Genomic DNA, 10884 nt, shown 5'->3' with positions numbered 1-10884 from the left:
CTGAAGATGAAACCGATTGACCAGATAAACAGCTGGATGCAGGAAGCCTTACGCCCTTATTTTGGGCTAGAACCGCTCTCGTCTGAATGGGATATTTTAACCGTACGTGACGGCTATTTTATCTGCTTTGATGGCGACACGATCCGCAAACGCATTACCGCCACCGAGCTAGATTATCAGGAAGAAGATGTCATTATTCACACGCGTGGCCGTGACGTTATTCTGCCGAGAACCGCGCGCAGTAAAGAAAAAAAGCTGACGTACACCAGTGTTTCTAGCGTCACGGCCGATGGCATTGTGTTTTCCGCGGGCGTCAGAACGCTGAATTCGGGAAGCTACGGTTATATCAGCGCCAGCAATTACCGCAACTCAATCGGACTACCGTTGCCGGAATGCCGTCATTTGACCAGCAAAGCAGAGATTGTCGAGTGGCTGCGATCTTATCGTGAACAATTACCGTCTGACTATGCGCACAAACTGGAACGGCTGATGAGTATGAAAAATCAGCAGCATAAAACGGTTCCAGGCGACATCTTCCGGGTCGAAATAGACTTACATACCGATGGGTATGTTTTGGTTATTGGCAACCTGCGTCAGATGCAAAAGGACGAGCTGTTTGCGGAACACAGCATCTGGAATGATGTGATGACGATGCCGCTGTTTGTCCGACCTTATCTTCTTCGCACAACCGAGCGTAATCTCCCTCTGTCGGAGATTGTGGCATCGTCCTTGTCTGAGAAGTGCTGGATTGTTATGGATAACTCGTTTCTGCGCGGTAACTATGAGTATGTGGGATCGAAAACGTTGTTGGAAGATGACATTCTGTTCCCCGTTGGCTATGGCCCAAGCATCAGTGCACAGAAAAGCGACTATCGTCTGTCGTGGGGACCTTGCTCGATCAATAAAGCCAGTCAGGATACCGCTTTTAAAGCCGGGCGCAGCTATATGAACAATGGGGCTTATAGCAGCGTATCAGCCGAATGCTTCGCTGATAAAGGCTTCTCTGGCTATGATAAAACGCTGCACAACCTGGAGCATCGTGAAGCATGGGAACAGGCACTGGCCGAGTTTGGTTTTCCATCGGATACGACCTACGATGCTTTTGCCCAGCGTACTGGCGGGCTGACACGTACGGCTTATCTGGCGTATGTCGCCGATAATAAAGCGTACCAGCGTAAGGCGCGAGTGAAGAAAAAAGAGACGAAATAATACCTGCTATCTCGGTGCACGTGCTTTCGGGTGCGTGCATGCCAGTGGACTGCGGTGGTGCAATAATTATCGCTAATAATGTATATAGAATACATTAATGTGTGACTGGTTGGTTATTTCTTTATGTAATCAAATGGTTACTCACATGGTTTTTTAATCGATATTGCTTAATAAAATGGAGCTGATTTATTAACCGCAGTGAATTATAAAAACGTGCTAATTTTAACGGTGTGTTTTTGAAAGAACTGGACACGAAAATTTCATCTGGTTACTATCGCTGGCCTGGATTTAAATGCTCTTTTGAGTATTAACTGACATTGGACTGCGATGCGTTTTTCAGGATTTAAAAAGATAACAACAACCATTTTCATGATGGTTATTATCTCATCTTCTTTTTTATTTTCATTAAATGAATTATTGGTTAACCATCAGGAAAGTAAATTAACATTGCGCTCTGAAAAGTTACGCTTCCAGGCTGAAATGTTAGCAGAGCAGGCACTGTCTGCGTTGGGTGATATTAACGCTATTGATGATGATATTTGTTCGCCAAACTACATTGAACAATTAAGAATGATAAGATGGCGTCATCTCAATATTGAAGATGTTGCTTCTTTAAAAGAAAATCGTATTTATTGCAGTGCCTTTTGGGGGAAGTGAATCCTCCTCTGCATATTACTGTGAAAAATGAAACTGAAAATAATAAGCCAGCATTAATTGAAGTGAAAAACAATAGCAAAACGCTGTATAACAATATCGGCCTCTATCAAGGTCATGCTGCGGTATTTGTCGCGCGGGGAACCTATGAAGGTATATTGAATACGGTCACTGATGGATATTTCGTTATGACATCAGTGGATAAAACGCAAAAGTATTTTGAATCGAATTCGAAGGAATATATTGCTTCGGGTAATCCGTTACTGAGTAAAATATTTACCGCCAACACCAGCCTGTGTAGTCCCCAATGGCTGTTTTGCGTGATAGCTCAAAATGCGCGCAGCGGACTGCTGTCGCTCACACCTGGTCTCCTGTCTTTTGTCATGGTGGTTGCATTGATGCTGGGTGGGTTTCTGACTTTCTTCTGTTTAAATATTGTCGATAAAAGACAATCGCTGAAATCTCGCTTGAAGAAATCCATCAAGAGAGGGGATGTGTTTCTTGAATATCAACCGATGGTGAACGCCATTGATGGGAAAATAGCGGGTCTTGAGGCGCTAGTCAGATGGCGTGATAGCGTACATGGCTTTGTTTCTCCTGAGGTCTTTATAAAGGTTTCGGAAAAAATCGGGTTTTACGCAAAAATATCTGATTTTGTAATAAAAACTTCAGTGAAAGAAATGGCTGCTGTTCTCAATGAAAACAGAGAGCTGACGCTGTCTATAAATATAACCGATCATGAAATTAACGAACCGACTTTCATAAGCCGATTGATTGAGGTATGCGCTTTACATGGTGTTGAGCCTGCTCAGATAAAGTTAGAAATATCAGAACGCTGCCAGCTATCGCAAAAGGAAATCCAGCTTTTTGCCGAGCGTGTGGCAAACATGAACATCAAACTGGCGATTGATGATTTTGGCGTGGCGAATTCGAACTTAGCATGGCTTACCGGTTTCAGATTTGATGAAGTTAAACTTGACGGTTCGTTAATGAAAAATCTGGATAACAAGAATAAAGAAAAGATATTGCATGCGATCTGTTTGCTCATTAAAGATATGGGGAAAGACATTGTTTTTGAAGGCGTTGAAGATGCTGAACAATTAGCGATTGCCAGAGAAATTGATGCGGATTGCTTAATTCAGGGGTGGTTTTTTTATCGCTCACTGTCAGCAAAAAATATTGAAAACCTGTTAATCACTCAGGAAAAAAATCACGTAGTGTGTCCCTGATTTTTATACTTGTCCTCCTCACGTTAAGAGCATTAACTTAACGGCCGCACAAGATGCAAGAGAAGAAGACATGGCGTGAAATATCCTGCCATGTCTTTGTGGCGGGGCTTTAACGCAAAGCCCGTCTACCTTCAACGCTCGGTGTTTTCTCCGCATCGAGAAAAATAATGGAAATTGGCCGAATAAATTCGTTCGTTGGTGCGTTTACACGTTGTCTACTTTTAGGAGAACCCTGTTATGACGCGCATCGTTCCCGTTCTGGCCGCCGGGCTGCTCATCAGCCCACTGTTGCACGCTATGCCTCTCAACTACACCATTGCCACGGATAAAACCGCCATCGCGCTTTCATGGCAAGCATTTGGTCACCTTTCACAGGCTTCTCTCGACGGGGTAACGGGCAACATCACACTGGATGCGGAAAAGGAAATAAATGACCGTATTGATGTGAAAATCCCCATCACGACGCTACAGGCTTCCAACGGCTTGCTGACTTACCAGTTAAAAAGCAGCCTGTTTTTTGATGCTGAGCACTATCCCGATATCACGTTCACCAGCAGCAGGGTGGTGGCGCTAGGTCATGGCCATTTTCGGGTTTTTGGTTCACTGTCGGTAAAAAATATTCAACGCCCAGTTATTCTGGACGCCACGCTGGAAGAACATGGCGGAAACGCATCTGGAGAAGAGGCGTTGTCTCTCCATGCCACCACGGCGATTTCTCGCTCGGCCTTTAATATGGATCGCTTTACCGGGGTGGTTGATGATCGCGTGGCAATCAGTATTGATATCCAGGCGAAAGCGCGACACACCGCATAAACGTTTCCCGCCACTCAGGGGAATCAGCGAGTGGCGGGAGCATCAATGGCTAGGCCAGAGCGGTTTGCAACCTGCGCGCGCTTTCAGTCAGTTGCGGTACAGGGTTACGGCCAATTAATACAAACTGATAGCCACGATTGTGCCACCAGACGACATGCATATTATGGCGCTGCTCATTGTTAAGCGCAGAGGCGGTTGCTCCCCGAACGGGAGAAATGCACAACGCCATAGGGCCATGCTCGGCATGCATCCAGGCAATCTGTGCAATAGCGGTGCTGTCATAGCGCAGCATACGCACTATTTTCAGCTCCGCGCCTTGAAGCGTCAGTTGCCGTTCATTGAGTGGCAACCCAATCTCTTGAGTGGCACGAGACAGCCCGCGCTGTAAGGTGGGTAAGGAACTGTCTGCATCAAGCAGGGTTTCGGGGCTGTACAGTGACATGTACTGCGCTTCAAGATCGCGAATTTTCTCACTGTCGTTACGAACAATCGAAACAGGACGCGCAAGGTAGCCTAGCCCCGAGCCAATCACCAGAAAACTGAGTGAGGCTGCAATGAGCGAGCGGCGACTGACATCGGCATGCGATGGCGATTCTACGGATGCCGGATGCGTCGTCAGCAGTTCCTCAAGCCGGGCCTGCATCTTCGCCTGAGGCGCTTTGTTGAGTAACGGCGCGAAAGCCTCTTCAAGATCGAGATGGCTTTTCATCAGCTCGGCGGTGCGCTCGGCAAGTTGTTCGTCTTTCTCCAACTGTGCCGCGAATTGTTGCGCATCGTCGTCATCCATCTCACCATCCAACCAGGCAACGATGGCTTCATCACTGTAGGGGGGTGTAAAACGCATGGGTTTCAAGACCGTTTCTCCTTTGCAGCAGGCAGAGCATCAACTGGTTTTGCCAGCGTACTTCGTGCGGTGGCCAGTCGGCTCATAATGGTGCCGATGGGTACCGATAGCGTGTCTGCTGCCTCCTGATAGGTAAATCCTTCGACGTAAACTAAAAATACGGTATTGCGCTGCGCTTCTGGTAAGGCGCTAACGCGCTGCATGATTTTCTGGTAATGCCGATAATCATCATTCTGCTCTTGGGTATCCGGGGCCAATAGGGCTTCGCTTTCGACAAAACCTTGGCCCAGACGCACGCGACGGGCGCGCAGTTCGGAAATCCATATCGAATGAAGAATGGAGAACAGCCATCTGTCGATTCGAGTGCCCGGGGTAAATTGCTCGCTTTTTTCGAGTGCACGAACACAAGTGGACTGGACTAACTCTTCGGCAACCTCATGGCTGCGCGACAGCACCAGTCCATAGCGCCACAGGCGCGTCAAATGAGCAGTAAGCTGCTGGCGAACGTCGCTGGTGGTGATTGGCTTATCCTCACATTGATACTCAGGGAATTAACGCAACGCCCGTCCACCATCAACGCCTAGCGTTTTCCCGGTGACGTAGCGGCTGCTGAGCAGGTAATCCACCAGTCGGACAATTTCTTCTTCACCGGGGGCAATTTTCATCAATGATTTTTCCAGCGCCTGCTGACGATAGGATTCGTCATCCTTTTCATTAAACAGGATGAGACCGGGGGCGATCGCGTTGACTTTCACCTCGGGTGCCAGCTTGCGGGCAAACGACCGCGTCATGTTATCCAGCGTCGCTTTGCTGGCGGCATAGGCAATGTGCTTATCGCTGCCTTTTTCTACCACGTAATCGGTCAGATGAATGATATCCGCACCCGCGATGCCTTGCCCACGCAGACAAGATTCCAGCAGTTGGTTGAGTAAATAGGGCGTATAGACATGAATTTGCAGCATATCGGCCAGCGTTTTTTCTGGCGGTGTGGTGGGGCTTTCAGGCTCCCAGCGGCTGGCATTGTGAATAATGGCGCGCAACCGCGGCGTGAGCGCCTGGATTTGCTCCGCAAACGCATAGATGTTTTCCGTGGTGGAAAAATCGGCGGTCAGACAAACGGCGCCATCTTGCTGTAGCGTCTCCAGCTCAGGATAAGGTGTGCGATAGCTGATGATGACCGGAATCGACTGGGCCAGAAACGAACGCGCCAGCGCCAGCCCAATACGCCGTGCGCCGCCGGTAATTAACACGGGAGCAGAAGAAAAAGTTGTCACAATTAGGTCTCCTCAACACGCTAGTCAAAAGGGGGCGAAGCGTGACAATATACCTGAATTAACCACCATATAGTTTACGGTTTTATACCCGTCAGGGTAGTGCGCGGCAAACCACTGGCGAAGAGGAGAAAAGGGAATATGGAAAAGTCCCCTGAGTCTACAAGTTCCAGTGAACCACTCTGTCTGGACTACACGGATTATTTAGCAGCATTGTGCAAGAAACGTTGGCGTTTCGTGGATGCGATGTACGGCGTGATGCCGATTTTTGGCATGGTAACCAAGATGGCACCGACTCGGCAGATCGCGCCGAAAGAGCGGCTGAAGGGACTGGCGCTACAGGTGCTTTCTACGCAGGTGAGTGACGAAACCAATATCACCAGGCTGATTACGCTGGCACGTCAGCAAGGTCTGACCGCGTTTGATATCCAACTGCCTTATTCGCTGACGAACGAGCAACTGAGCGCCATTAGCCGCGAATGTGACGACGCGCTGGATTTAACGCTGCGGGACGAACGCCTGTCCGTCCGATTCAAGATGCCAGCCGTGCAGCATTAGCACGGCGTGGCCAGCACGATATTTTACTCTGTTTCTGCTGTGTTGGGGCGTACCGTCGTCGCCTCAATCGCCTGTGCGAGTGAGCCGTAGAAACTGAGCCGCCCTTCAATCGGATGAACCTTCGCCCGCGCCAGCGTTTTTAACGGCTGGAAGGGAATATCGGTGATGATGAGCTGTTTACCTTCAGGTAGCGTTTCACTAAAGCGCAGGAACGCATTGAGTCCGCCAGCATCCAACACTGGCACCGCATCCCACTGTAAGATGATATTTTGATAGCCTTCGCTGCGCACGGTCAGATCGTTGAAGATGCGTTCGGCCGCGGCGAAAAACAGCGGGCCGTTAACGCGCAGCACCAGATGATCTGGGATTTTGGTGTCCGGCAGTTCGCTCAGACGGGTCATCTGCGCGATGCGACGCATGAAGAGCAGGGATGCCAGTACGATGCCGACGGTAATCGCGATCACCATATCGAACAGCACGGTCAGCGACATGCAGAGCAGCATCACGATAATGTCGTCTTTCGGCCCGTGTCGCAGCAAATCCACCACCTTGTGCGCTTCGCTCATGTTCCAGGCGACGATCAGCAGCAGCGACGCCATTGCCGCCAGCGGCAGATAAGACAGCCACGGCGCAAGGATCAGCAGCGCCAGTAACACCAGCAGCGCATGGATCACGGCGGAGATCGGCGAGTTTGCGCCCGCGCGCACGTTAGCGGCGGAGCGGGCAATCGCGGCGGTCGCGGTAATGCCACCAAAGAAGGGGGCGATGATGTTACCGAAACCCTGACCCATCAGCTCCGCATTAGAATTGTGTTTTTTGCCCATCATCCCGTCGAGCACGACGGCGCACAGTAGCGACTCAATCGCCCCCAGCATCGCCATTGAGAACGCCGCAGGCAGCAGCGCGGAAATACTTTGCCAATCCAGCGTCATCGTCTTCCCATCCGGCGACGGAATATCCCACGGCAGGATGAGCTGCGGCAGGATAGGCGGAATCCCTTGCCCCTGCGAACCGTCCGCCAGCATATAGCTGAATCGGGAACCGATGGTGGCCACATTTTCACCAAGCAGCGACATGATCCCCATCACTGCGACGCCTGCCAGCAGCGCAGGCAAATGGCCGGGCAGGCGAATACCGAGTCTGGGCCAGACGATGAGAACCAGCAGCGTCGTTGCGCCAATCAGCGTATCAGCAAGATGCAGGGTCGGCAGCGATTGCGCCAGCGCCGCCACTTTTTCGACGTAATGCTCGGGGACTACCGCCATCTGCAAGCCGAAGAAATCCTTGATTTGCATGGTACCGATGGTGATAGCGATTCCGGAGGTGAATCCCAGCGTCACGGAAAGCGGAATGTATTCAATCAGGCGGCCAAAGCGGCAGAGCCCCATCAGCAGTAGAAAGACGCCGGACAGCAAAGTGGCAACCAGCAGGCCGGATAGCCCGAACTGTTGCGACACCGGATACAAAATGACGACGAAGGCGGCCGTCGGGCCCGAGACGCTGTAGCGTGAGCCGCCGCTGACGGCGATGACAATCCCGGCAATGGCTGACGTATACAGTCCGTACTGCGGAGGAACGCCGCTGGCAATGGCCAGTGCCATCGCTAGCGGTATGGCGATGATGCCGACGGTTACGCCAGCGATAATGTCGTGGGTAAAACGTTGTAGCGTATATTTTTCGCGCCAGCACGCATCGATCAGTGCGCTGAACGGCCTGACGCCGTTAATTCCGTGCGTTTTCATCTAAGCAGAAACCAAAGTAAGGAAGTAAATCAATATGGCGGGCCTGCCGGTCCGTCGACGACAGCCTTACGATACGCCGGACGCGCTCAGAAGATCCAGATATACATCAAGAGAAGTGGTTTTTGGCGAGGCCGACGCGGCGAAAACCGCGTCGGCAGGGGAATTACAGCGTGATGGTGATCAGATAGGCGGCAAAGAGCGCCAGATGCGCGCTGCCGCTCAACACGTTGGTTCTACCGGTGGAGAACGTAATGTGGCACAGCACCAGTACCGACAGCATCACGACAATGTGCGGCATATCCAGACCGAAGTTCAGCGTACGGCCGGTCAGCATGGCGATGATCGTAACGGTAGGAACCGTCAGTGAAATGGTTGCCAGCACGGAACCGAAAAACAGATTCATGGCACGCTGCACCTGATTTTTCAAGACGGCGCGGATCGCTCCCAACCCTTCAGGTGAGAGGATTAATAGCGCGACCAGGAAGCCCGTAAACTGCGTCGGTGCGTTCATTTCGGTCAGCAGCGTCTCCAGCGGCATGGAGTTCGTCTTGGTGACCGCGATAACCGCAATCAGATGAACCAGCAGCCAGGCGGTGTGCCACAGGGAACTGTGCGCGGACGGTTTACCATGGTGCGGATCGTCACCGTCACCTTCGTCTTCATGCTCATACACAAACAGGCTTTGGTGCGTACGCGTTTGAATCAGCAGGAAAACGCCGTACATCGCCGCAGAAATAGCGGCAACAATCAACGATTGCGCTACGCTGAAATTACCACCGGGCAAGGCGCTGGGGAAAACCAACACGATCACAGCCAATGGGAAGATCGCCATCAGGTACTGCTTGATGCCGCTCAGGTTGACGTACTGGGTGGCGAATTTACGGCCGCCAAGTAAGAGAGCGAAACCGACCAGACCACCGGTGACAATCACGATAATGGAATAGAGGGTGTCACGCATCAGGTCCGGGCCAGCGTCACCGGTTGCCATCAGTGCTGAAATCAGGCTGACTTCAAGAATGACGACGGATAGGCTGAGGATCAATGAACCGTAGGGTTCACCCAGACGGTGGGCGAGCACGTCGGCGTGACGCACTACGCTGAAGGCGCTAAACAGTATCCCGGCTAGCGCGATGGCGTTGATGCCGAGAATGGCGATAAAATCTTGTGACGTGCCCCACATGTAGAGCACGGCCAGCGCAATAACAGGAAAAATGAGTGAGTATTCATGATGGCGAGTTTTGACCACCTCAGCATGAGACTTCATTGCGGGAGTTCTCCTTATCCAGAGGAATGATACGGCAAAATATCCCCGTCATATTTCAAGTCAGCCTACTGGCAACTCGAACTATTTAGGGCATAAAGCCATTTATTGTGGTCGTAAAATCCTTTATTCAGGTCGTAAGCCCTTATTAAGGGGGTAGAACAGCAATAAACAGCAAAAGGTTACTAAAAAGTAGTTATAACGTAATAAAACGAACAATATGATAACAGATTGTCATGTTGATGCGGGAAGTTTTACGGATTTTTACGCTTTGAGATGAAATTTAAATGAAAAGGGAGAATCTGCGTGTCTTCTCCCTATCATGATAATATCAAATGTCTTTTTTATGGTTATTCGTCAGGATTATCCATAATATCGTGACGTTTATGATGATAATCCTCTTCATTTAACCCTTCTCGCCAATAAGGCACAGCATACATCTGATTTCGCTCACACCCGCGTTCGCGACGCACGTGGCGGCGAAGTTGAACCACGATGCGATCCTCACCGGCTAACCAGTAAAATGCATTTTCAGCCGACGGAAGTGACTGAAAATGCTGCAACAATACATCGGTCGCGTCCGTTCCGCCGACAATCCAGTGCAACTGAAGCTGTGCTGGTTTAGCAATATCAAGTTTATCCGCCTCGCTGTCGACACGGATTACCGCATGCCCCGTTGCGTCATCAGGCAGGTTCTCCAACAGCGCCATGAGTGCGGGGAACGATGACGGGTCAGCAGCCAGATAATAAGCGGCCGCTGGCGGCAGCATCGGGAGCGGGCCACCGGGTTGTGAAATACCGACCCAATCGCCGGGCTTGGCCTGACGGGCAAAGGTGACGGCAGGCCCGGCGTGCTCATGCAGCGCGAAAACCATATCCAGCTCCGCATCCTCCGGGCGCACCGCACGGACGCTATAGGTGCGAACGATGGGGCGGGCTTCGCCCTCTGGCCAGATCGGGCCGCGTTCGCTAATCGTGGGCAGAGCCGGTTTTTGCTGTCCAGCCTGAGGCAAAAAGAGCTTGATGTGTGCACCGTATCGCTCGGTCGGATAATCGCGCAGCGCGTCGTGATGGAAAGTAATGCAGCGTAAATGAGGGGAAATATCGTGGATGTGTTTAACCTGAACTAAAACAGGCTGACGCGGCGTTGCCATTCAGTGTCTCCGTGGATAGTCGATTCCAAATTAAGAATGATAATAACACGAGATGATAATTATTATCATTTGATGTCTGCCCGTTATTATTCTTGTCACCGCCGATACTTTTTATTGAAGTCGATAGCTTTCACGCCAAGCGTACGACA

At 50.8% G+C, this 10884-nt stretch carries 11 protein-coding genes; 5 read left to right on the top strand and 6 right to left on the bottom strand.

What is annotated here, in order from left to right; genetic code table 11:
- Window positions 1-6 precede the first annotated feature (6 nt).
- The 4 genes from BJJ97_RS16995 (at window position 7) to BJJ97_RS16985 (ending at window position 3905) form a co-directional block, all read left to right on the top strand.
- A complete protein-coding gene (locus BJJ97_RS16995; RefSeq protein ID WP_095994721.1) occupies window positions 7-1209 on the top strand; it encodes an immunity 26/phosphotriesterase HocA family protein in 1203 nt (400 codons plus the stop codon).
- A 327-nt stretch (window positions 1210-1536) separates the two neighbouring features.
- On the top strand, window positions 1537-1866 hold the full coding sequence (locus tag BJJ97_RS22335; RefSeq protein ID WP_227003533.1) for a CSS-motif domain-containing protein: 330 nt from the start codon (window positions 1537-1539) through the stop codon (window positions 1864-1866).
- A gap of 20 nt (window positions 1867-1886) precedes the next feature.
- Window positions 1887-3092, top strand: coding sequence for an EAL domain-containing protein (locus BJJ97_RS16990; protein ID WP_227003532.1), 1206 nt, complete (start codon window positions 1887-1889; stop codon window positions 3090-3092).
- A 237-nt stretch (window positions 3093-3329) separates the two neighbouring features.
- Entirely contained in the window at window positions 3330-3905 is a 576-nt protein-coding gene (locus BJJ97_RS16985; RefSeq protein ID WP_095994720.1) for a YceI family protein, read from the top strand.
- Between the two features lie 49 nt (window positions 3906-3954).
- On the opposite strand, the gene BJJ97_RS16980 is transcribed toward BJJ97_RS16985, so the two are convergent.
- From BJJ97_RS16980 to folM, 3 genes are all read right to left on the bottom strand, one after another.
- Window positions 3955-4758, bottom strand: a complete 804-nt coding sequence (locus BJJ97_RS16980; RefSeq protein ID WP_095994719.1) for an anti-sigma factor family protein — start codon at window positions 4756-4758, stop codon at window positions 3955-3957.
- A complete protein-coding gene (locus tag BJJ97_RS16975; protein WP_264372046.1) occupies window positions 4755-5231 on the bottom strand; it encodes a sigma-70 family RNA polymerase sigma factor in 477 nt (158 codons plus the stop codon). Before BJJ97_RS16975 ends, BJJ97_RS16980 begins: the two co-directional genes overlap by 4 nt.
- 69 nt (window positions 5232-5300) lie before the next feature.
- On the bottom strand, window positions 5301-6023 hold the full coding sequence (gene folM, locus BJJ97_RS16970; protein ID WP_095994717.1) for a dihydromonapterin reductase: 723 nt from the start codon (window positions 6021-6023) through the stop codon (window positions 5301-5303).
- 138 nt (window positions 6024-6161) lie between these two features.
- Between folM and BJJ97_RS16965 the strand changes: the two genes are divergently transcribed.
- The gene (locus BJJ97_RS16965) at window positions 6162-6578 is read left to right on the top strand and encodes a hypothetical protein (RefSeq protein ID WP_095994716.1); all 417 of its coding nucleotides are present in this window, start codon (window positions 6162-6164) and stop codon (window positions 6576-6578) included.
- Window positions 6579-6601: 23 nt separating this feature from the next.
- Here BJJ97_RS16965 and dauA read toward each other — a convergent pair whose 3' ends face one another.
- From dauA to BJJ97_RS16950, 3 genes are all read right to left on the bottom strand, one after another.
- Entirely contained in the window at window positions 6602-8320 is a 1719-nt protein-coding gene (gene dauA, locus BJJ97_RS16960; protein ID WP_095994715.1) for a C4-dicarboxylic acid transporter DauA, read from the bottom strand.
- Window positions 8321-8483: 163 nt separating this feature from the next.
- Window positions 8484-9584, bottom strand: a complete 1101-nt coding sequence (gene chaA, locus BJJ97_RS16955) for a sodium-potassium/proton antiporter ChaA (RefSeq protein WP_095994714.1) — start codon at window positions 9582-9584, stop codon at window positions 8484-8486.
- Between the two features lie 347 nt (window positions 9585-9931).
- On the bottom strand, window positions 9932-10735 hold the full coding sequence (locus tag BJJ97_RS16950; protein WP_095994713.1) for a siderophore-interacting protein: 804 nt from the start codon (window positions 10733-10735) through the stop codon (window positions 9932-9934).
- Window positions 10736-10884: the final 149 nt, after the last annotated feature.

Origin of the sequence: Pectobacterium polaris (assembly GCF_002307355.1) — a bacterium.
Taxonomy (GTDB): Bacteria; Pseudomonadota; Gammaproteobacteria; order Enterobacterales; family Enterobacteriaceae; genus Pectobacterium; species Pectobacterium polare.
Note: the sequence above shows the minus strand (reverse complement) of the source record. Positions and strands in the feature narration are given on the sequence as shown.